At 59.5% G+C, this 22,270-nt stretch carries 19 protein-coding genes and 1 pseudogene; 14 read left to right on the top strand and 6 right to left on the bottom strand.

All coding sequences use genetic code 11. From position 1 onward, the window contains the following. Positions 1-83 precede the first annotated feature (83 nt). The 13 genes from rfbA (at position 84) to AC0V8S_RS29895 (ending at position 13,616) form a co-directional block, all read left to right on the top strand. Positions 84-965: a glucose-1-phosphate thymidylyltransferase RfbA gene (gene rfbA / locus AC0V8S_RS29955; RefSeq protein WP_183457546.1), complete on the top strand. Its 882-nt coding sequence runs from the start codon at positions 84-86 to the stop codon at positions 963-965. 3 nt (positions 966-968) lie between these two features. Further along, positions 969-1,520, top strand: a complete 552-nt coding sequence (rfbC, locus tag AC0V8S_RS29950; protein ID WP_183457548.1) for a dTDP-4-dehydrorhamnose 3,5-epimerase — start codon at positions 969-971, stop codon at positions 1,518-1,520. Then, positions 1,520-2,590: a dTDP-glucose 4,6-dehydratase gene (gene rfbB, locus AC0V8S_RS29945; protein WP_475435063.1), complete on the top strand. Its 1,071-nt coding sequence runs from the start codon at positions 1,520-1,522 to the stop codon at positions 2,588-2,590. The genes rfbC and rfbB overlap by 1 nt, the downstream gene beginning before the upstream one ends. After that, the gene (gene rfbD, locus AC0V8S_RS29940; RefSeq protein ID WP_475435062.1) at positions 2,587-3,474 is read left to right on the top strand and encodes a dTDP-4-dehydrorhamnose reductase; all 888 of its coding nucleotides are present in this window, start codon (positions 2,587-2,589) and stop codon (positions 3,472-3,474) included. The genes rfbB and rfbD overlap by 4 nt, the downstream gene beginning before the upstream one ends. A gap of 436 nt (positions 3,475-3,910) precedes the next feature. Next, positions 3,911-5,338, top strand: a complete 1,428-nt coding sequence (locus AC0V8S_RS29935) for a phosphomannomutase (protein ID WP_475435060.1) — start codon at positions 3,911-3,913, stop codon at positions 5,336-5,338. 3 nt (positions 5,339-5,341) lie between these two features. Beyond that, positions 5,342-6,757 (top strand): mannose-1-phosphate guanylyltransferase/mannose-6-phosphate isomerase, encoded by a 1,416-nt coding sequence (locus tag AC0V8S_RS29930; protein ID WP_475435058.1) that lies wholly within the window; start codon positions 5,342-5,344, stop codon positions 6,755-6,757. Between the two features lie 110 nt (positions 6,758-6,867). Beyond that, a complete protein-coding gene (gene gmd / locus AC0V8S_RS29925) occupies positions 6,868-7,857 on the top strand; it encodes a GDP-mannose 4,6-dehydratase (RefSeq protein ID WP_475435057.1) in 990 nt (329 codons plus the stop codon). 21 nt (positions 7,858-7,878) lie between these two features. Beyond that, the gene (locus AC0V8S_RS29920) at positions 7,879-8,802 is read left to right on the top strand and encodes an NAD-dependent epimerase/dehydratase family protein (protein ID WP_475435056.1); all 924 of its coding nucleotides are present in this window, start codon (positions 7,879-7,881) and stop codon (positions 8,800-8,802) included. 94 nt (positions 8,803-8,896) lie between these two features. Continuing rightward, entirely contained in the window at positions 8,897-10,141 is a 1,245-nt protein-coding gene (locus AC0V8S_RS29915) for a class I SAM-dependent methyltransferase (protein ID WP_475435055.1), read from the top strand. 123 nt (positions 10,142-10,264) lie between these two features. Beyond that, on the top strand, positions 10,265-10,969 hold the full coding sequence (locus tag AC0V8S_RS29910) for a hypothetical protein (protein WP_475435053.1): 705 nt from the start codon (positions 10,265-10,267) through the stop codon (positions 10,967-10,969). Positions 10,970-11,032: 63 nt separating this feature from the next. After that, a complete protein-coding gene (locus tag AC0V8S_RS29905; protein WP_475435051.1) occupies positions 11,033-11,842 on the top strand; it encodes an ABC transporter permease in 810 nt (269 codons plus the stop codon). An 8-nt stretch (positions 11,843-11,850) separates the two neighbouring features. Then, positions 11,851-12,591, top strand: coding sequence for an ABC transporter ATP-binding protein (locus AC0V8S_RS29900; RefSeq protein ID WP_475435050.1), 741 nt, complete (start codon positions 11,851-11,853; stop codon positions 12,589-12,591). Positions 12,592-12,830: 239 nt separating this feature from the next. Beyond that, the gene (locus AC0V8S_RS29895; RefSeq protein ID WP_475435048.1) at positions 12,831-13,616 is read left to right on the top strand and encodes a hypothetical protein; all 786 of its coding nucleotides are present in this window, start codon (positions 12,831-12,833) and stop codon (positions 13,614-13,616) included. Positions 13,617-13,651: 35 nt separating this feature from the next. Here AC0V8S_RS29895 and AC0V8S_RS29890 read toward each other — a convergent pair whose 3' ends face one another. Together AC0V8S_RS29890 and AC0V8S_RS29885 are read right to left on the bottom strand one after the other, a co-directional pair. Then, entirely contained in the window at positions 13,652-15,265 is a 1,614-nt protein-coding gene (locus tag AC0V8S_RS29890; RefSeq protein WP_475435046.1) for a glycosyltransferase, read from the bottom strand. 79 nt (positions 15,266-15,344) lie between these two features. Continuing rightward, the gene (locus tag AC0V8S_RS29885) at positions 15,345-15,632 is read right to left on the bottom strand and encodes a hypothetical protein (RefSeq protein WP_475435044.1); all 288 of its coding nucleotides are present in this window, start codon (positions 15,630-15,632) and stop codon (positions 15,345-15,347) included. A 168-nt stretch (positions 15,633-15,800) separates the two neighbouring features. On the opposite strand from AC0V8S_RS29885, the gene AC0V8S_RS29880 reads away from it, so the two are divergent. After that, complete coding sequence (locus tag AC0V8S_RS29880; RefSeq protein WP_475435042.1) at positions 15,801-17,441, top strand: FkbM family methyltransferase; 1,641 nt, start codon at positions 15,801-15,803, stop codon at positions 17,439-17,441. Between the two features lies 1 nt (position 17,442). On the opposite strand, the gene AC0V8S_RS29875 is transcribed toward AC0V8S_RS29880, so the two are convergent. The 4 genes and pseudogenes from AC0V8S_RS29875 to AC0V8S_RS29860 form a co-directional block, all read right to left on the bottom strand. Next, positions 17,443-18,279 carry a glycosyltransferase gene (locus AC0V8S_RS29875; protein ID WP_475435041.1) on the bottom strand — a complete coding sequence of 279 codons (837 nt, stop codon included), beginning with the start codon at positions 18,277-18,279 and terminating at the stop codon, positions 17,443-17,445. A 337-nt stretch (positions 18,280-18,616) separates the two neighbouring features. Further along, positions 18,617-19,831 carry a glycosyltransferase gene (locus tag AC0V8S_RS29870; protein ID WP_475435039.1) on the bottom strand — a complete coding sequence of 405 codons (1,215 nt, stop codon included), beginning with the start codon at positions 19,829-19,831 and terminating at the stop codon, positions 18,617-18,619. 158 nt (positions 19,832-19,989) lie between these two features. After that, positions 19,990-20,580: pseudogene (locus AC0V8S_RS29865) on the bottom strand (glycosyltransferase); the annotation flags it as partial. A 574-nt stretch (positions 20,581-21,154) separates the two neighbouring features. After that, positions 21,155-22,270: a glycosyltransferase gene (locus AC0V8S_RS29860; RefSeq protein ID WP_475435038.1), complete on the bottom strand. Its 1,116-nt coding sequence runs from the start codon at positions 22,268-22,270 to the stop codon at positions 21,155-21,157.

Raw genomic sequence — 22,270 nt, 5'->3', positions numbered from 1 at the left:
GCCGGCGCTGGCAGCAGCTTTTTCAGGGTGTAGTATGGCTACCACTGCTGCCGAGGGGATTTGGGCATGTCGGGGAGAGCTTCTTGAAAGGAATTATCCTTGCGGGAGGTAGTGGAACGCGCCTTTATCCGCTCACGCTGGCAGTCTCTAAGCAAATTCTTCCGGTATACGACAAGCCGATGATCTATTATCCGCTGAGCGTACTGATGCTCGCGGAAATACGCGAAATCCTGGTTATTTCGACGCCGCGAGATCTGCCCGTCTTTCGGGATTTGCTCGGCGACGGATCGGATTTTGGGCTGGATATCTCCTATGCGGAGCAGCCGCACCCCAATGGGCTTGCCGAAGCTTTCATCATCGGCCGCGACTTTATCGGCAGGGACAGCGTGTCGATGATTCTGGGCGACAACATCTATTTTGGCGACGGGCTGTCGCAGCTTTGCCGCACCGCCGCGTCGCGCGACACCGGCGCCTCGGTGTTCGCCTACCGTGTCGATGATCCTGAACGGTATGGCGTCGTGTCCTTCGACAAGGCCACCGGAACCGCGCTGACGATCGAGGAAAAGCCGCAAAAGCCGAAATCCAACTGGGCCGTCACGGGGCTGTATTTCTACGACAACACTGTCGTCGACATCGCTTCGGCCATTCGGCCTTCGGCCCGCGGCGAGCTCGAGATCACGGCGGTCAACAATGCCTATCTCGATCGCGGCCTGCTGCACGTGCACCGGCTGGGGCGCGGCTATGCCTGGCTCGACACAGGGACGCATGACAGTCTGAACGACGCGTCTTCCTTCGTGCGCACGATTGAACATCGGCAAGGGATCAAGGTCGCTTGCCCGGAGGAGATCGCCTTCGAGCAGGGCTGGCTGACGGCAGAGCAAGTGCTGCAACGCGCGACCCGGTTGGGAAAAAATGAGTATGCCGCCTATCTGCGCCGGCGCGTCGCCGATCTGTCGGAGGGCTGAGCGTTGGAGATCAGGTCACTCGGCCTCGAAGGCGTGCTGGAAATCGTTCCAAAGCGGCATGGCGATGCACGCGGTTTCTTCATGGAAACCTACAGTGCCGAGCGATTCGCGCAGGCTGGGATAAAATTGCATTTCGTGCAGGACAACCATTCCTATTCCGCGGCGGCAGGTGTCTTGCGCGGGCTCCATTACCAGCTAGCGCCCCGCACCCAGGACAAGTTGCTGCGCGTGATCCGCGGCCGGGTCCTGGACGTTTGTGTCGACATCCGCCGCGGTTCGAAAAGCTTTGGGAAATGGATGGCCCACGAGATTTCGGCCGAAAGGGGCAACCAGATTCTCGTGCCGAAGGGCTTTGCACATGGTTTTGTGACGCTCGTGCCCGACACCGAGGTCCTCTACAAGGTCACCGACACCTATTCACCCGAGCATGAACGCTCGATCCGTTTCGATGATCCCGCCATCGGTATCAAGTGGCCGTCCATCGCTGGCGGGTTCCAGCTTTCGGACAAGGACCTTAAGGCGCCGATGCTTGCTGCCGCAGAGGTGTTTGCCTGATGAATTTCCTGGTGACAGGCGGGGCTGGCTTCATCGGTTCGGCGGTGTGCCGGCATCTGTGCGCCAATCCGGCCTACCGGGTGACCAATCTCGACAAGCTCACCTATGCCGGCAACGTGGCCTCGCTGCGCCAGATCGAGAACGCGCATAATTATCGCTTCGCCCATGCCGATATCTGCGACGAGCGGGCTGTGCTTGACATACTGCGCCGTGACGATATCGACATCGTCATGAACCTCGCCGCCGAGAGCCATGTCGACCGTTCGATCGACGGGCCTGGCGCCTTCATCGAGACCAACATCGTCGGCACCTACCGCATCCTCAATGCGGCGCTCGAATATTGGCGCGGCCTTGCCGACGACCGGAAAAGCCGCTTCCGCTTCCATCATGTCTCCACCGACGAGGTGTTCGGCGATCTGCCTTTCGACGGCGGCATGTTCGTCGAGGAGACGCCTTACGCACCGTCCTCGCCCTATTCCGCCTCGAAGGCAGCCTCGGACCATCTGGTGCGGGCCTGGCACGAGACCTACGGCCTGCCGGTCGTGCTCTCCAATTGTTCGAACAATTACGGCCCCTATCATTTTCCCGAGAAACTGATCCCGCTCGTCATCCTCAACGCGCTCGACGAAAAACCGCTGCCGGTCTACGGCGCAGGCGCCAATGTGCGCGACTGGCTGTTCGTCGAGGATCATGCACGGGCTTTGGAACTCGTCGCTACGAAAGGGCAGCCTGGCGAAAGCTACAATGTCGGCGGCAATTCGGAACGCACGAACCTCGTCGTCGTCGAGACGATCTGCGACCTGCTCGATGTCAGGCGTCCCCGCAGCGGCGGCAAGCGCTATCGCGAGCTGATCTCCTTCGTCACTGACCGTCCCGGCCATGACCGCCGCTACGCCATCGATGCCTCCAAGATTGGCCGTGAACTCGGCTGGGCGCCCAGGGAGAATTTCGACAGCGGCCTGGCCAGAACCGTGGACTGGTTCCTCGACAACAAATGGTGGTGGGGGCCGATCCGCGAACAGCGCTACGCCGGTGAAAGACTGGGCGAAGCGCGCAAGGGTGGCGCGTGAGGCTCGTCGTCACCGGACGCGACGGCCAGGTCGCGGCAAGCCTGCTGGAGGTCGGCCAGGCGCACCCCGGCGTGGAGGTCGTCGCCATCGGCCGCCCGGAACTCGACCTGGCAAGATCCGAGACCATCATCGATGTCATTGCGGTTGCGAAGCCGGATATCGTGGTGTCGGCCGCCGCTTACACGGCGGTGGATCAGGCCGAGGACGAGCCCGACCTGGCCTTCGCGGTCAACGCGACCGGCGCCGGCAAAGTGGCTGAAGCGGCAGCGCGGCTCGGCGTTCCGATCATCCATCTTTCGACCGATTACGTCTTCGATGGCAGCGCTTCTCGCCCGTATCTCGAGACCGACGCGACGGCACCGCTCGGCGTTTACGGCGCCTCCAAGCTCGCTGGTGAACAGGCGGCGGCTGCTGCCGGCCCGCGCCACCTGATCCTGCGTACCGCCTGGGTCTACAGCCCGTTCGGCAGGAATTTCGTCAAAACCATGCTGCGGCTGGCCGCCGATCGCGACGAGATTTCGGTGGTGGCCGATCAATGGGGCAATCCCACCTCGGCGCTCGATATCGCCGACGCCATCCTGCATGCGGCGGCGATGCTGCATGGCGACAAGAGCGTCAGTGCGTTCGGTACCTATCATCTGGCCGGCACGGGTGAGACCAACTGGAGCGGCTTTGCCCGTCATATCCTGGACACAAGCCGGGCGTCTGGCGGCCCCCGGGCTGAAGTGCGCGATATCGCCACCAGGGACTATCCGACCAAGGCGCGGCGCCCGGCCAATTCGCGGCTGTCGAGCGCGAAATTCGCGGCCGTATTTGGATGGAGCGCGCCGGAGTGGCGAGAATCCACCAAGCGGGTCGTGCGCCGCATCCTGGATCGTCCGTAAAGATCTCGCGGTTTCAATCAGCGCTTGATTTGCCTATTCCGTAGCTTGGTCCGCAGCCTTCACGGTCGCAGTCGCCTGAATCCCCTGCAGCGTGTTGAAATCGAACTCGGTCCTGTGTCCGAGATTGACAAGCCATTGCGCGAAACCTAAGCACGGGCAACTTGGGTGTCAGGTGGGGGCTTGGCAATTCACGGAGAGCTTCTTGAAAGGAATGCTCCTTGCTCGAGGCAATGAGAACCGGCTGTACCCAGTAATATTAGCGGTCTCTAAGCAAAAACTGCCTGTATATGAAGATCAGGTCGCTGGCTTTGATCTATAGTAGCGCGCTGTCCGATGGTGTCGCTCACCAGCCTTCATGCTGTCGCAGGCGGCGACAGGTGAGGGGCCTTGCCGCAATTCGTGCCGGGGCGGCATTGCTGGAAAAAGGTAGCTATCCGTGGCTTTGAAGTTCGGCACCAGCGGGCTGCGCGGTCTCGTCAGCGAGCTCAGGGGACCACCGGCGCGCACTTATACAATTGCGTTCGCACGCATGCTTTTGGGGCGTGGTGTCTTGAGCGCGGGCGACAAGATCCTCGTTGGACGTGACCTTCGCTCTTCCAGTCCAGAGATTGCAGGGATTGTCCATGCCGCGATCGCCGAGGCCGGCTTGGTGCCGGTCGATTGCGGCGCCTTGCCGACGCCGGCACTCGCCCTTTATGCCACCGGCAAAAACGCTCCGGCGATCATGGTGACCGGCAGCCACATTCCCGACGACAGGAATGGGCTCAAATTCTACCGGGCGGACGGCGAGATCGACAAGCGCGATGAGCTTGAGATTGTGGCAATCCACGCAGGCTTGGAGGTCGCCAATCGACCAGAGCCGTCAGTTGAACCCATACAGCTGGGTTCCGAACCGTCAGCAGGCTACAGGGCTCATTTTCTTGGCTTCTTTCAACCGGATAGCCTGTCTGCTCTCCGGGTCGGGGTCTACCAGCATTCGTCCGTGGCAAGGGACATTATTGTCGATATGCTTCGTGCGTTGGGGGCAGAGGCAGTCCCGTTGGGCAGGTCCACGCATTTCATTCCGGTGGATACCGAAGCGCTCAGGCAAGAGGATCTATCGCTTCTCAAAGGCTGGGCGGCGACGGAGCCGTTCGATGCCATCGTGTCCGCTGATGGCGATGGCGACCGGCCGCTTGTGGCGGATGCGCATGGCAGTTTCGTGCGCGGCGACCTGATTGGCGCGATCACGGCGCGTTTTCTCGATGCCGATTGCGTCGTCACGCCGGTCAGTTCCAATTCTGCCCTGGAGCGTTGCGGGCATTTCGCAACCGTGCTGCGCACACGCATAGGCTCGCCCTATGTTATCGAAGGCATCGGCGCGGCCCTCGCTCAAGGGGCGAAATGCGTTGTCGGCTTCGAAGCAAATGGCGGCGTGCTTCTGGGTTCATCCGTCGAGAAGGATGGCCGCGCGCTCGCAGCCTTGCTGACCCGGGATTCGCTGTTGCCAATTCTCTGTGCGCTTTCAACGATTGCGGCGACAGGTCGTCCGCTCGCCGAGATCGCGGCCGGGTTCGGATTCCTTGCCGCGACCAGTGGCCGGCTTGAAGGCGTGTCGGCGGAAGACAGCGCGTCTTTCCTCAAGAGACTGGCGACGGATGCCGTCTATGCCGGCACTCTTTTCGAGGTTCTCGGGGGCGTCGCGGATATTGACAATCGCGACGGCGTGCGTATCACCGCCTGCAACGGAGAGGTCGTTCACTTCCGTGCGTCCGGCAACGCGCCCGAATTGCGATGCTACATCGAGGCAAAGACACAATCCCGCGCAGACGAATTGCTCGGTTGGGGTCTTGACCTCAGCCGAACTCAAATCTTGGAAAGCTGAAGTTTGACCAATATCGTTCCTGTCATCATAAGTGGCGGTGTCGGTTCCCGCCTCTGGCCTATTTCTCGTGCGTTGCACCCAAAACCCTTTATTCCCTTGCCGGGGGGAGGAACCCTCATTCGCAGGACGTACGCCCGCGCGGCCGGACTTGCAGGCGTCGATCAAATTGTGACGGTCACCAACCGCGATCTGCTGTTCCTGACGGCGGACGAATATGCGGAGGTGGTGGCGCCAGACGTAAAGAACACGTTCCTGCTGGAGCCTTTCGGTCGTGACACGGCAGCCGCGGTCGCGCTCGCCGCGTTGCAGGTCGCGCGCGACGATCCGGACGCGGTTCTGGTTGTGCTGCCCGCGGATCACCTGATCCTGGACGAAGCCGGCTTTGGTGCGGCCGTGGCGAAGGCGGCGGCGATCGCGGCCACGGGACGGATCGTGACGTTCGGCATGAAGGCCGAGAGCCCTGAAACCGGGTTTGGCTATATCGAGGCCGAGGGCGATACGGTCCTTCGGTTCGTGGAAAAGCCGAATGCGGAACGAGCGGCCCAATTTATCGCCAGCGGTCGTTTCTTCTGGAACTCGGGCATGTTCTGTTTTGCGGCCCGCTCGATGATCGCCGCGATGCATGAACTGTGTCCGGATGTGCTCTCCAATGCGCGCACGGCGCTCGAGAAGGCCAGGACAAGCGATGCCGCGGACCGCACCACTGTTGAGATAGACAGGGATGCCTTCGCGGCCGTCCCTGCTGTTTCCATCGACTATGCGGTCATGGAGAAAGCGAAGAACGTAGGTTTCGTGCCCTGCAACTTCGATTGGTCCGATATCGGCTCATGGAACGTTCTGTCGAAGCTTGTTCCAGCCGACGACAGCGGCAACCGCACCACCGGCGAAACGATGCTCCATGATGTGACGAACTGTTACGTGCACAGCGAAGACCGGCTTGTGGGTCTTGTCGGCGTCTCGGATCTGTTGATCGTCGACACGCCGGATGCGCTTCTAATTGCCCACAAGGACAAGGCGCAGGAAGTCAAGGATCTCTACAATCGCCTCAAGACGGAGGGGCATGAGGCGGCAACCGTGCATCGCACCGTGCATCGCCCATGGGGCACCTACACGGTCCTGGAGGAAGGGCCGCGCTTCAAGATCAAGCGCATCGAGGTAAAGCCGAACGCGCGGCTCAGCCTTCAGGCGCATCATCACCGCTCCGAGCACTGGGTGGTGGTGAGCGGGACTGCGAAGGTCGTCAACGGCCAGAGTGAAATCCTGCTGGCGACCAACCAGTCCACCTATATCCCCTGCGGCCACAAGCACCGCCTCGAAAATCCCGGCATTCTTCCGCTCGTCATGATCGAAGTGCAGAGCGGGGAATATCTTGGCGAAGACGATATCGTGCGGTTTGATGATGTCTATGGCCGCGCGTGACCCGAAGACAACCCATCGGGCACATCTGCGAATTGGGTACGTTTTTGCGTTTTTGGGCAGACGGTTTGCATTCCTGAAATAGCGATCAAGAAGGTAGAGACAGGTTCACCATGAATTCCAAAACAGCGTTTATCACCGGCGTGACCGGGCAGGATGGAGCCTATCTCTCGAAGTTCCTGCTTGAGAAGGGATACGAGGTCCACGGCCTTTTGCGGCGTAGTGCTTCGGCCGATGTGGTCGGTTCACGGCTGAAATGGCTTGGTGTCGCCGACAAGATCGTGCTTCACGACGGCAATCTGACGGATCTCTCCGGCCTTATCCGGGTGCTCCAGGACGTTCGTCCGGCCGAAGTCTACAATCTTGCCGCCCAATCTTTCGTCAAATCGTCTTGGCAACAACCACTTTTGACGGGCAACGTGACAGGCATTGGCGCAGCCAATGTGCTGGAAGCGGTGCGGATAACGTGTCCCGAAACCCGTTTCTACCAGGCATCCTCTTCGGAAATGTTTGGGCTGATCCAGGAACCGATCCAGTCGGAAAAGACCCCGTTTTATCCGCGCTCTCCCTATGCCGCGGCCAAGCTCTATGCGCATTGGATGACGGTCAACTATCGCGAGAGCTTTGGGCTCCACGCGTCGAGCGGCATTCTCTTCAATCATGAATCGCCCCTGCGCGGCATCGAATTCGTCACCCGCAAGATCACCGACGCTGTCGCGCGTATTAAGCTTGGGCTGCAGGACAAGCTGGCGCTCGGCAATTTGGACGCCAAGCGCGACTGGGGTCACGCGCGCGACTATGTGGAAGCCATGTGGCTGATGGTGCAGCAAGACACGGCAAGCGACTATGTGGTCGCGACGGGCAAGACCGTGTCGGTTCGGGACTTCTGCAAGCTCGCCTTCGAACATGCCGGTCTCAATATGGAGGATCACGTTTCCATCGACGAACGCTTCCTGCGGCCTGCGGAAGTCGAAGTTCTGCATGGCAATCCGACCAAGGCCAAAGAGAAGTTGGGCTGGAAGGCAAAGACGAGCCTCAAGGAGCTCGTCATTGAGATGGTCGAAGCCGATCTTGAGCGTGTAAGACGTGACCAACACCTTTGAGGTGCGGTTAGCGAGGTCGGCATGCGAGTTTTGATCACCGGCGCACGGGGCTTTGTCGGTCCCTATGTCCATGAAGCGTTGCACAGCATCTGCGGTCGCGATTTGACGGTTATTGCGACCTCCAAGGACGCAGGACCGCATCCCGTGCTCGGTCAAATCCTGGCGCTCGACGTGACGGACAAGGTTGCTGTTCACGAGGCTATTGCTCGTCACAAGCCGACACACGTTATCCATTTGGCGGCCGTCGCCGCGCTTGGCGCCGCCCAGGCTGACCCTGAAAACACATGGCGCATCCACGTCCAGGGCACGCTCAACGTGGCCCACGCCATTCTTGACGAGGCACCGGGATGTTGGTTGATCTATGTCGGGTCGGGCCTGGTCTATGGCGAGAGCGCAAAGGCTGGCCAGCCGCTTGACGAAAATGCGCTGCTTGCGCCGATGGACGACTATGCCGTGACCAAGGCCGCGGCCGACCTCGCTTTGGGTGCGCTTTCCCGTGACGGCCTTAAATGCATTCGTCTGCGCCCCTTCAATCACACGGGACCAGGGCAAACCGAGGCATTTGCCGTACCTGCCTTCGCCATGCAGATCGCACGGATTGAAGCCGGTTTGGCCCCGCCGGTCATTCGCGTCGGCAATCTTGACGCGCACCGTGATTTCCTGGATGCGCGAGACGTCTCCAGTGCTTATGCGCGCGTCGCCTTGAACAGCGACGGTCTCGTGCCAAACACCATCTTCAATGTTGCTTCGGGCATCTCGTGGCGGATGGAGATATTTTGGACCAGCTCTTGGCGCGAAGCAGTGTCAAGATCGTCACCGAACAAGATCCGCTGCGGCTGCGACCGAGTGATCTGCCATGCATTGTGGGGGATGCGACCCGCGCCCGAACGCGTCTTGGCTGGGTGCCTGAGCATCCCTTCGAAGAGGCCCTTGCCGCGGTTCTGAAGGATTGCCGCGCACGGGTGGCCCAAGCGTAGAGAACTGCAGTCAATGCCTTTGAATCAATACCCTTTCACCAACCAATTGAGGGTCAGAATTCATGAACGAGGTAAGGTATCACGCCATCGAGACCTGCCGTGTCGGTAAGGACAAGGATCTCGTCACCGTGCTCAATCTTGGCGAGCAGGCGCTCACCGGAGTGTTTCCCAAAACTGCGTCTGAACCCGTGACCAAAGGGCCGCTCGAGCTGGTCTGGTCTCCGTCCAGTGGACTTCTGCAGCTGAAACATTCCTATGAGCCGAGCGAAATGTACGGCGACAATTACGGCTATCGCTCGGGCCTCAACCAGTCGATGGTCGATCATTTGACGCACAAGGTTCGCTTCCTGGAGAGGCTCGCCTCGCCACGCGGCGGTGACGTCGTTCTCGACATCGGGAGCAATGATTGCACGACCCTCAAGGCCTATTCGACCGCGGGATTGACGTGCATAGGCATTGATCCGACGGGCAAGAAATTTGCGCAGTATTATCCGGACGATGTGAAACTGGTGCCTGACTTTTTTTCGGCCGAGGCATATCGGGGCATCTCACAAAAGCGGGCCAAGATCGTGACATCCATTGCGATGTTCTACGATCTTGAGGATCCCATCGCCTTTGCGCGTCAGGTGGCCGAGGTCCTTGCCGAAGACGGCATCTGGCATTTCGAGCAAAGCTACATGCCGTCCATGCTTCGCCTCAACTCCTATGACACGATTTGCCACGAGCATGTCGAGTACTATTCCCTCGGCGTTGTGGCGAAGATACTGGAAGCGGCTGGCCTCAAGGTCGTCAACGTTGTCATGAACAACATCAACGGTGGCAGTTTCGCGGTCACGGCCACGCACAAGGGCAACACAAGCCTCAGACCCGATCAGCCGGTCATCGATTGGCTGCTGCAACAGGAAGACCGTATGGGACTGTCCACGCCGCGGCCTTTTCGCGACTTCGAAGAGCGCGTGTTCCGGCACAAGGACGACCTGTCACGTCTTATCAGGACACTCGTTGCCGACGGCAAGAAGGTGCTGGGCTACGGCGCTTCGACCAAGGGCAATGTCGTCCTGCAATTCTGCAACTTCACGCAAGCCGAGATCCCGGCCATCGCCGAAGTCAATCCGGAAAAGTTTGGCCGCATGACCCCCGGGACGCACATACCGATCATTTCTGAAGCCGAAGCGCGCGCGATGAAGCCGGACTATTTTCTGGTCCTGCCTTGGCATTTCAAGGACGGTATCCTGCGTCGTGAACGCGAATATCTCGCCGACGGCGGTAGATTTATTTTTCCGTTCCCCGAGATCGAGATAATATAGACAGGGTTTTCAAGGGTATCGCCGGTTTCTGGAAGGTGGAAATACGACAGAAGGTTGAAATCATTATTTCTTGTGGTTCGTGGGATCGGTCGACTTGGCTAACCGTCAAACTGCGTGAAAAGAATGCTGATTTTCATCGCCGGAATGCCGCGCAGCGGATCCACCTACTCCTTCAACGTTGTCAGGCGGGCCCTGTCACGGAGAGGTAGTGTTGCTTTGGTCACTTCCGACAGGCGTGCGCAGTTTACGTCGAATGAGACTGCCCATGCTATCTACAAGGCCCATGACGCTGACGATGAGTTGCTCTCTTTGCTGTGGAGCGGCTCCGTAAAATCGATCTGCACCATCCGAAAGCCGGAAAGCGCGGTTCTCTCGTGGCTAAACACGTTCGGAGGAGAACCTGCGCACGTGGTCGATACGGTGATGCTGCCGTGGATGCGCCTCTATGAACGCATAGCGGCGCACTCACTCATCCTCAGTATGGACGAGATTGAGAGTCGAAGGCTTCTCTCCACATGGAAAGTCGGTCGTTATGTTTGTTCGGACTACAGCCTGTTGGAATGGGCTAAGGATTGCCACAATTTGAGCAAACGCCGTGTTTCGCATCTCCTGAAGGAAATCGAGAGCAGGAAGCGCCAGGTCGTCGATTGCGGGTGGACTTACTATGATAAAGAGACTTTTTTCCATCGTCGACATATTTCAGACCGCAACCAGTTCATTACGAAGCCTGATGTTTTGGCCGATATCCACAAGCGTTTAGCCCCCTGGTTAGACAAGAACGGCGATCTCATACGATTAGACCGTAACTTGATGTCGCTAGGGCAATAATGTATCGAACCTTTCGCACACAGCCGGGCCTGGGCAGAACACACGATCGGGACATCTCGACATATGCTGCCGACTAAGACAGGCGTCCTCGCAGAGGCGTTCGCCGACATAAGAGCCGCGCTGAAGAAACACCATCTGGCGACGACGTTCAGTTGGCAGGACGTGGCCCAGCGCTACCGGCGCTCGCGGGTCGGCGCGTTTTGGCTGACCATCAATATGGGCGTGCTGATCGGTGCGCTCGGCTTCGTCTTTGGCACGCTCTTTCGCACGCCGATGCAGGAGTTTCTCCCCTACATTTGCGTCAGCTTGATCTTCTGGGGCTACATTTCGTCGTCGATCAACGAGGGATGCATGGCCTTTATCGGGGCCGAGGGCATCATCCTTCAGGTGCGCATGCCGCTGTTCACCCATGTGTTGCGCGTGCAGTACCGCAACGCCATCATTCTGGGCCACAACATTCTCATCTACCCGCTCGTCCTGCTGGCCGTCGCGCGCATGCCGACATGGCACGTTTTGCTTGCGCTGCCCGGCTTTGTCATTTTGTCGCTCAACCTGCTCTGGATCATGCTTATTTTGGGTGTGCTGTGCGCACGCTACCGCGACATGACGCAGGTGATGCAGAATCTCCTGCAGGTCGTGATGTACCTGACGCCGGTGATGTGGATGACGCGAACGCTGCCCGAGGGCATTTCAAGGTTGTTGCTGGAACTCAATCCCTTCTACCACCTCCTCAGTGTCGTGCGCGACCCGCTGTTGGGCGAGCTCCCGTCCGCAACGAGCTGGATGGCCTGCATCGTGTTTGCGATCGTTGGCTGGACGGTCGCCCTGTTGCTGTTCGGCCGTTATCGTCACCGCATCCCCTATTGGCTATGATCCCTGCTATGGCTTCCATCATACTGGCCGGCGTCTCGGTCGAATTCCCGGTCTTCAACGCGGCAAGCCGCTCTCTCAAGAACAGGGTGCTGAGCGTCGCCACGGGCGGCGCGATCGACCGTCGGGTCGATGGCCATGTCATCGTGCGCGGACTGGAGGATGTGAGCTTTTGCGTGAACGAGGGGGACCGGATCGGCCTCGTCGGCCACAACGGCTCCGGCAAGACGACGCTGCTGCGCGTGCTGTCGGGCATCTACAGGCCAACGAGCGGCTCGGCCACAATCCACGGTGAATGCGTATCGCTTATCAACATCTCGCTGGGGATCGACCCGGAAGCGACGGGCCGCGAGAACATCAGGCTGCGCGCGGCGATGATGGGCATGCCGCCGAACGAATTGCGCGAGCAATTCGATGGCATCGCCGAATTCACCGGACTGGGCGATTTTCTGGACATGCCGTTCCGGACCTATTCGTCGGGCATGCAGCTACGCCTGGCGTTCTCGACATCGACGGCGATCCGGCCGGAAATCCTGGTCATGGACGAATGGCTTTCGACCGGCGACGAGGACTTCAAGCACAAAGCCGACAGGCGGCTGCGCGAGATCGTCGAGACGACCAAGATACTGGTGCTTGCCAGCCACTCACGCGAGCTGCTTCAAAAGAATTGCAACCGCATCCTGTGGATGGAACATGGTCGCGTGCGCATGGACGGCCCCACCAATGAGGTTCTGACAGCCTATTTCGGTTGATAGTTTTTCGAATGGAGGTAGAACGATCTCCACTAAGGCAGACAATAGCAATCCATAGTCATGTGGTCATTGGAACTCGTACGATTCTGATGAAGTGTACGGAGAAACAATGAAAATCGAGGCAATGCCTGCACGGGATGCATCCGCCGTTACCGCCGCCTCGAGCCCACCGCAGGAAACTTGCGTCAATCCGAATCCAGGCCTTGCGATGATGCATCCCACAGCCTCGGGGCGCACTCGTGGTTAGCAACGAGCAGAGCTGGTGGCACGGCAAAAAAGCTGCATTGATCGTTGCCCATCCGGGGCATGAATTGCGGGTCCATCACTGGATGGAAACCAGCAAGCCTCTGGTCCTGGTGCTGACAGACGGCTCGGGTCATCTCGATGCCGGCCGGCTCGACCGTACGGCCGAAGTGTTGGCCGGCGCCGGCGCGCGTCCCGCGGCAAGGTTCTTTGGCAGGATGGCGGATCGGGATCTCTACCGGGCCATTCTGGCCGGCGAAGCGGAGACATTCAGGGCGCTGGTTGACGAAATAGCCACGATTCTCGCCGGAGAGGCGATCGACTATGTCGCCGCCGACGCGGTCGAGGGGTTCAATCCGGGGCATGACGTCTGCCGGCTGCTCGTCAATGCGGCGCTGGCGCGGTTGCGCGACCGAAGTGGTCGCGATCAGCCCAATCTCGAATTTCCGCTCGAGGCGGTCGCATTGAAGCGCCAAACCGCCACACGAGAGGGAATAGAGCTTTATCTCGACGCCGGGGCATTCGACCGCAAGCTCAGGGCCGTCGACAATTATCCGGAATTGACCGAGGAGGCCGACCGCCTGCGCGCGGCGCACGGCCTTACCAGCTTCAGTGTGGAACGCCTCACACCGGTCGACTACCATCTGGACATTTCAGAATGTTCCGAGCAGCCGCCAGCCTATGAGCGTTGGGGCACGGAGCGCGTGAAAAGCGGCTACTACAAGACGGTGCTTCGCTTCAAGGAACACGTCGAGCCGCTGGCCAGGCAACTGGCGGCTTGAATCCCGGATGGGCATCCTGGTCGAAGGTCAGGACCTCATTGGCCAAGTTCGATCAGGCACAGCCCCAGTCCAAGCCGCCGTCGATCGCCCGACAGACCCACCTGCTGTGGGCTTGCCGGATTCTCAATCCGCAGGCCAACGGTGAGGCTCCGGTTCAGCGCAGCTTCGGATGGCAAGGCTACCTGCCAGTCTTGCTGACGGAAAAGCGGCGCATCGGGGGCGGTCGATCTGAACACCCGTCGTTCAATCCACATTCCGTTGATGAAAAGCTCAGCGACGACTTCCGGATGGTTCTCATGAAGAAACGGCACCAGACCCAGTCTTAACGAGGTTGGCGCAGCCGCGGAGGAGATTTTGAATTCGACTGTCGCTAGGTCGCCGTCAGTCCAGACTCCCCAGTGTTCAACCGCGGAGAATCCCGTCAGGCGCACAAATCTTTCGGGGTCGTCGGCCTGGGCGCATGATACCACTTTGTTCGCCTCGACCGGTTCCAGCCCAGCCTGCTCCGGCTCGGTTGGCTCCGGCTCGGCCTGCTCCAGCTTGGCCTGTGCCAGTTCGGCCAGTTCCAACTCGGCCTGCACGCGAGCCAGTTGCCCCAGCAGATCCTCACGCTCCGTCATCCACGGCCATATCGGTCCAGGCTTCGGCAGCCAGGTTTGCATATGACGCGCCAGCGAAAGGTTCAATTCGTGCTTGTCCGCAGGTGCGGCGCGGTGTTGGCTGATTGCTTCGCCATAGAGCGACAGGCAAGCGTTCAACCATTCTGACATGCTTGCCTCTTGGCGGGTTCTTTCCGAGATTTTCGCTGCGTCGACCGCATCGTAGCGGTCGATCTCGGCTGCGATTGCCTCGGTCGACAGGCGCCGTTGCAGCACGCGCAATCCGAAGTTGCGCCGCCGCCATCCATCCCAAGTTTCGGAACGAGCCATTCCGGCAAGGCCGCGGCCGTCGCAAACGATGACAGCGCGTCCGCATGCCATGGCTTCAAGGGCGCTTAGCGCCGACGCGAAGACGAGGTCGTATTGCGGCAGCAGGGTTTCAGGTTCGCTGACGATGCTGCCGATGGAGGCTCCTATCACGTCCAGCGCGATGCCGCGCTCCGCGCAGGCGGCGCGCACAGCTTGCAAATGCTGCGTGTTCTTGGCGAACGCCAGAGCTCGGCGCGGACGCTCCGGCAGCGGCGGCCCAGGCGCGAAACGGTCGGTGTCGACGGCATTGAGCAGCGTGACGATACGGTCGGCGGGAATGCCGGCTTCAAACTGCAGCCGTTCGGCAACCGTGTCGTCGACGGCCACGTATCTGCAGACATTGGCGAGAAGCGGTGGGGCACTGTGCCAGGCGACGAAATCGTGTGCGAAGTAGAGTGCCGGGGCATTCGGGAAACGCGCCGTGGCGATCGCGGTAACCTGGGTGTGGTTGCCGTGGATGATGTCGATGTCTGCGGCGATGGTCGAGATGTCGTCGGTGACAGGTATGCCGCGAGCCTGGATCTCTTCCGCGATCGGTCCCAGCCCAGGTGCATAGACGATCGGTCTGTGCCCGGCGCGCAAGAGGGCAAAGGCGACCTCCCGGGTGACGATCTCGGTTCCCGACCGGCCTGTCAGATAAATGTTGGCGATCAGCACCGTCAGCGGCTGTTCGAAGGTCATGGATCGGCTGGCTCCTTACGACGAACTGTCCGCTCGGGCAGTCCACGGCGCATGGCGCCAACTCTATAACTTATCAGCGCTACGACAGGAAATTGCTGCCCGACCATGGAGCCGTGCAGATCGCGAAACCGCGCATGGGAGAGATGTCCTGATCCATTGGCGGGGTTTTAGCGGATGTCCCGTTTTCAGCAAGCAGTTCGACAATTTTCGGACACGGCAGCATGCGACCAGCAAAGCGCAAGGCGGAGGCGACCGCACGGATCGTCAAAGGGGTGCGCGGACGATGCAATCCCAACAGGTGAATTGAAATGAAAAATCTGGCCAGATTGATCCGACCAAGAGCCGTGCTGGAGCTGTGCGGAGTCACTGCCGTCCATCGCAGCCGTGGCGTGCCGATGGACGGTCCAATGGGGGCTGCCGACCTACCTCGGTTGAGAGTTTCCCACTAATGTCAAACGGCTTCAGCTAAGTTAGACAGCGAAGTTGCGGGATCAGTGGAGCTTTTTCGATTCGAAATGAGATCTAAGGAAAAACCATGGGCGCCGACGCAACGCCCCCACCGGCAGCGCCCATTATGATCAGCTACGCCCAAAATTGTGAAGACGTTTTGCTCGAGCGCGTTTTCAAGGATGCCGCGACGGGTTTCTATATCGACATCGGTGCATATCACCCAACCATAGGGTCCGTCACCAAAACCTTCTACGATCGCGGGTGGTCCGGCATAAACGTCGAACCAGGAGCGGTTTTCGACGAGCTGGCGCGGGAACGGCCGCGCGACACAAATGTAAGGGCCGTGGTCACGGATCGGGAGGGTGAAGTTGATTTCTTCGAGAATCAATCCGATCCCGGTATGTCCAAAGTGGCCGAGGGGCCGGTCACGGCGGACGGCGAAGGGGAGATGCTTCGCGTCCGGGCTGTGACGCTGGACAGTCTCGTCGCCCAGCATGCCATTGGACAAGAGATCAACTTTCTCAAGATCGATGCGGAAGGGTCGGAAGCTGCCATCATTCGAGCGACAGACTGGAGCTTGATTCGACCGCTGGTGCTGGTGATTGAAGCGACTGCCCCATGGTCGAACGAACTCGTCAATCAGAATTGGGAGCCTGTTCTGCTCGCAAACGGTTTCCTGCGTGCGTATTTCGACGGCATCAATGTCTTTTATGTGAGGGCCGAGAGCAAAGAGCTGCTCCGCCACTTCCAGGTGCCGGTAAACGTTCTCGACGGCCATTTGACATTCGAACAATGGCATTCAGGCGTGGCTGTCAAGCGACTGACGGCCGAACGCAGTGAGATCATTGCGCAGCGGGATCAATTTTCCGCGGAATGCGAAGCTCAACGCCAAAAGAGCGCGGACATTCAAGAACGATCGGCTGAGCTCACGGCGGCAATTGAACGGGCGGAGGCTGAAAGCCAGCGTCTGACAGTCCACGCAACGGCTCTGTCCAAACGCCTGGCGCGGGAACAAAAGCTGGCGGAGGCCGAACGCAAGCGCCTGTTAGCCCAAGCGGCAGCCCTGTCCGCGCAGCTGGAGCAAGAACAGCAGCAGGCGGGGACCGAGGGCATGCGCCTGACGGCCCACGCGGCAGCCCTGTCCAAGCAACTGGAGCAAGAACGCGAGCGGGCGGAGGAGGACGGCAGGCGCCTGGCGGCCCATATTGCCACCCTGTCCAGGCAGCTGGAGCAGGAACGTCATTCACTCGCTTCCGCGACCTCTCTTGCCGCGCGTTACGATCGTATCGTCCTTGAGCTTCGCGATGAGGGGGGGCCGCGCGCCCTCGGGAGCGTTCTGCCATTGGCGCGGCTTTTACGCCGGTTTCATCATACTGTCGGTCGTGATAACGCGGCTGCTATCACTCCTGCGGAGAGTTCCATGGTTTCACCAGCCAGCTATGAGCCGCCCTCCAGCCCTGCTCCAGGTCGCCTGCGCTCAGCCGTGAAGAAGGGGGCTCTCGGTGTCTACAAGGTCCTTTTCAGGCCTTTCGTGCGTCCGGTCATGTGGCGGTTCAGAACATTTCTGTTGCAGCCCGTCTACGAACGCCTCGATCGCTCACACGAGACCCTTCATCACGCGCGCTCGAATGAGATTCAGGCGTTGCGGCAGGAGCAGGCTCAACTCGTGAGGAGCCTGGAAGCGCTCGCCCTGACGATCGCGTCAAACCCGCCGCGAGAACGGTAGTCTAGCCTGCGTCGTGCAGCCACGATGCGAGTGTCTGCACAAACCCGTCCCAAGTCGGTATTCGCAGTCTCGTCACCTCACCCCAAAGCCTTTCCGCGAACGGATCATCAAGCAGTTGACGCACCGCGCTCGCAATCGCCTCGGGGCTTATCTCGTCGAGGACGACGCGGCCGCCTGGCGGCAACACGTCGAGGCTTGGCAGGTTCGCGGATGCAATGACCGGAATGCCGCTTGCCAGGCTTTCATAGGGCGGAATGCCGAAGCCCTCGAGTGAACTGACAAACAGGGTTGCTCTGGTTTTTTGCAGGGTTTGCCGGATCGCATCATCGCTAGCGTGACCCAGATATCTGAACCGCGGTTCGGCCTTGAGGCGTTCCAGTATCCCAGGCTCGCGTGTCGATCGGCATTCTATCCGACCAATGATGGTCAATTCGACGTCGACTTCCTGCTGCCAAAGCAGTTCGAAGGCCTCGAGAATATCGGCAACGTTTTTCCTGGGCTCGATCGTCCCAACATATGTGAACATCCGCTTTTTGGCGTCGAACCTCTGCCGGGGCATCGCAATGCCATCGCCTCCGAGCGGGATCGCGGGACCTGCGCGGCCAGCCTTTCGTATGACGCGATTTACGTACTCGTGGCGGGTCTGTTCACTGATAAACGCTGCGCGCGGTACGTCGCGAAGCGCACGCACATAGTGCATCAGTCGCCCTGTCGTGCGCGGCTCCCAGTCCTGCGGATGAAGATAGGGTAGGAAATCGTACACCAGCCAACTGACCGAGGCGGTGCCCTCACGGCACAAGGCCCGGTATGCTTCGGCGCGTTGCAGGTCGAAGAACACCTCGGGGTTGTGCAGGCCGGCTTTGAGGTCGGTCGTGGAAATCGGCGTGCCCTTCTGGAGATGTGGCAGAAGTCGTTCTGTTCATCCTCCACGGAGTGCTTGCCGTCGCCGGTGAGTATTTCCGCCACCGCGTCCGGGAGCGCGCAGAAGGCCAATTTCTCCGCGTCGAACCGACACAGGACCAGCGGCCGCGGCCCGCTCCAGCGGCGCAAAATCTCGCGTTCCACCCGCTGGATTCCCGTGCGCAACGGATGGCTCGTCAACTCGGTCAGATCGGCAAAGATTGGGGCTGGTGACAATGCTCTTCTCTTACGGTCTTCGGCAATTGGCGACAGTCTCAGAATCCAAGCCCCTCGCACAGCTGCTGCGCGTAGTTTTTGAAACTATGAACTTCGCAGTAGCGTCGCCGCTCCTCATCGAATTGAGACCGATTGACGCCTGCCTGGCTGATCCCGGCCAGCGCTTCCGCGATGAGAACCGGGCTCGGGTGATCCGGCACGGTAGAGACATAGGTCGGCCCCTCCATTGCCAGCGCCAAGTCCTCGTTTGCAACGGTGGGCAGCCCAACGGTGATGCAGTCGAGCAGTGCGCCGGACAAGCCTCCGAAGCGATGGGTTCTCAACTGAACCGCTGCGTCGGCTGCCAGCAAATAGTCTCGATATTGCGTCTCACGGATAAAGCTCGATGAAAACACTACATGATCTGTCAAGCCGAGCTGGGAGACCATATCCTTGAAAGGCCCTTCATCTCCTGCAAGCTCGCCAACAAAATATAATTTTACCGGAATGTTCCAGCTTCGCATGAGGTCAACAGCCCAAATGCACTCTTCGACCGCTTTCGTGGAGTGAACAAAACCAAGAGAGACGATTGCGAATTCTTTTGCGGCGATGCCGAGACTCTGTCTGGCTGCCGATTTCAACCTTTGATCGGTCGGATCATTCTCCCATTGCCGATAGATGGAAAAAGGTAGGTAGACCGCCGTCTTGGAAAAACGCTCTTGAACAATCCGGGCCGTCACCCGCGAGTGGACGAACATCGGCGAAGCCCATTCGGCGATTTCCCCGAGGAACGTTGCCAGCAGCCTTGACTCATCCTGCAGCCAAGAAATGATTTCGTCCTCGGCTACAGATCGCCCGAGCTCGCGTTCCGCAACGGCGCAGGTGCGCGACCGCCCGAAGAGCCCTGCATAGAACCCGAGGAGGCGATTGTCGTGCTCGATGCAAGCGCCGCCATAGCGCTCAAGCAGCTGGAACACTTCCAGATGAAAATGTGAGTTCCCTACCACCCCAACCACGCGATCAAAGCCCGAAGACAGGCAGGGAAGGGCGGTGATCTGCTGCGCCGACGCTGCGCCGTCCGGTGTGGTCGCAGGCGCATGTTTTGAGAATACGTGGACATCGGCCAGTTTGCCGAGTTCCCTGATTGTTGCGGCGGAATAGTCCGCAACCCCGGACTGGTCGGGCGGCATCGGACTGAGGAACGCAATTTGCGGTCGTGCGCCTCTGAGGATGCCGGTGGGCTTCGGCTGACGACGCGTAACCAAATCGCCCACCGTCGACCAGAATTCACCAGCGATCTTGTCGGCCCGAAACCGCTGCCACCGTGTCGACTGATCCTGGACGATCTCGGTGCGCCCCGCCGGATCGACGGCAATCGCTTCGAGCTTCTTCTGAGTTCCTCCGCGCTATCCGGAGAAAACATCAAATCGTCGCGCCCGATCAGTTCCTTGTGAGCCGGGATGGCAGACACGATTACCGGTGAGCCGGCCGCCATTGCCTCGACGACCGGAATCGAGAACCCTTCCATGTGCGTTGCAACGATTGTGCAAAGCGCGCCGCGGTAGATCGAAACGAGTTCATCTTCGTCGACAAAACCAGGGAAGACGAGAAGCTCGGGCCTGCCGCCATTGCCGGTGTACAAATCGCGCAGGATTGCCTGCCAAACCGGCGGGTAGTTCCCCGTGACCACGAGCCGGATGCCGGCGTCTTGCATCACGGCGCTTCCGGCATGAGCGACGATGGGGCACTCGACATTCTTTCGAGGCTCGGCTCCGCCGCAGGCAAGAACATAGCGCTCGGAAAATCTTTCCCGCCGCCCGGATGCGTCGGCGCGCTCGAAGGCGCTGTCTATCGGCGCTCCGGTCTTGGTAATGCGCAACGGGTCTACGCCGAGAAGGCGTTGCAGCTCGTCGGATGTATGCTGCGATATGGGGAAGAAATGATCGTAGCGGGAAAGCCAAATGAGCTGGGTGTGATAGTCGAGGCGATTGGAAGCCGTTGGCAGGTAACGTTCCGGCTTCATGAGCGGGATGAAGTCGTAGACAATCGCGAGCTTGAGAATATCGGGGTCGTTCACGATGCGACCCACGAAGAACGGATCATGGGTCATGGGGGACAGTTCGAAGAACACCGTCGAACATCCTTTGACACTCAGATAGGCGTTGCTGCGAACCCGATCGACGAGATGAAGGAAACGGTCCTCGAGCGGCGGCAAGGCGGGATCGATTAGCCCGAGAAGTCGACACCCCAACCCTTTCGCGAAGGTGGCCGACAGCCCTGACCAGATTCGCCGACAGCTTGCCGACGCCGCGATCCTTGTAGGAAGGGTCTTGCAGGCATCTCAAATCGAATACAATTTCGCAGTTGTCCATGCCGCACCCAGCGCAGTCGTAGCCCACTACCTACTCGCTGCAAACGGAAAATGACAAGCGAAAAGGGCCTGGGATATCGCGCCTGTGGGATGAGGCCGCACGGAAATCGATTCGATATTTAGTTCTGATTAATATAAGGGCCGAGGGGAATCTTGGTTATCGCTATAGTCGCGTGACGTAAAAGGCGCGGCGACATAAGATTTATTTGTTGTCACCGAGGAAATATTAGATATTCCGAACGAGATCCTGGTAGAGCTTCGTATAGGAGATGGCCATTTTCTCGGACGTGAACAGGTTCTCATATCGCTCTACTGCATTTTCCCCGAAGCGGTTCGCCATGTCCGGGTCCTTCCATATCTGAGCCATGGCTGCGGCCAAGGCCGGCGCATCGGCGGGTGGGACGACCAATCCCGTCACCTTGTCCAGGTTGATGAAACTTGTGCCAGTGCCGATCTCGCATGAGATCATGGGTTTGCCGAACATCGCTGCCTCGACAAGAGACAACCCAAAAGCTTCCGAGCGCAGATGGGACGGGAAAACGACACCGCTGCACAGGGTCAGAAGCGCGATCTTGTCCTCTTCTTCCAGCGCACCGACAAAATGCACATTCGGCAGCCCGTTTGCTTCAGCTTGCCCGCGTAGGGCTTGCTCCATCGGACCTGAGCCGACGATAACGACCGGGTAGCCGCTCAGGCGCGCCACCTCGATCAAGACATGCAGGCCCTTGTAGTAACGCAGTACACCGGTGAACAGGAAAAATTTGCCGGGAAACCGCGCACGCCATTGTTGCAGCCGTGCTTCGGAGGGGGCCGGATAATCATTCACATCCAGGCCGTTCGGAATGACGATTGTCTTGGCACGCCGTCCTCGCAGGACAGCGCTCGTTTCCAGATAATTGGGCGAGGCCACGACAATGCGGTCAACGCTGTTGAGGAAGAGATGCATCAGCGGACGATAGACCTGCAGCAGCGTGCTCTGCTTGACTATGTCGGACTGATAGGTGACCACGGTTGGCTTTCGCACCCGCATGCCGAAATGAACCAGGTCCATGAAGGGCCAGGGGAAGTGATAGTGAATAACGTCGGCTTGCGCCGCCAGTTCGCCGAAGCGCTTGAAGGCGCCGAGCGAAAAACCCGTCGAAGCGATCTCCAGATCGAGCTGTGCCTTGTAGGCCCAATGCCCGTCGAAGAAGACGCTGTTCTCCTGCGGCTTGCGGCTGAGTGAAAGCACCGTTGGCTCAACGCCCAGTTTCGACGTTCCACAGGCGATTGCATGGATTGCTCGTTCCATGCCACCGAACGTGTCAGGCCAGTACGTCTTGAAAAAGTGGAGGACGCGCAT

The organism is Mesorhizobium oxytropidicola, from assembly GCF_056174625.1.
This window is presented reverse-complemented; position numbering and strand designations above follow the sequence as displayed.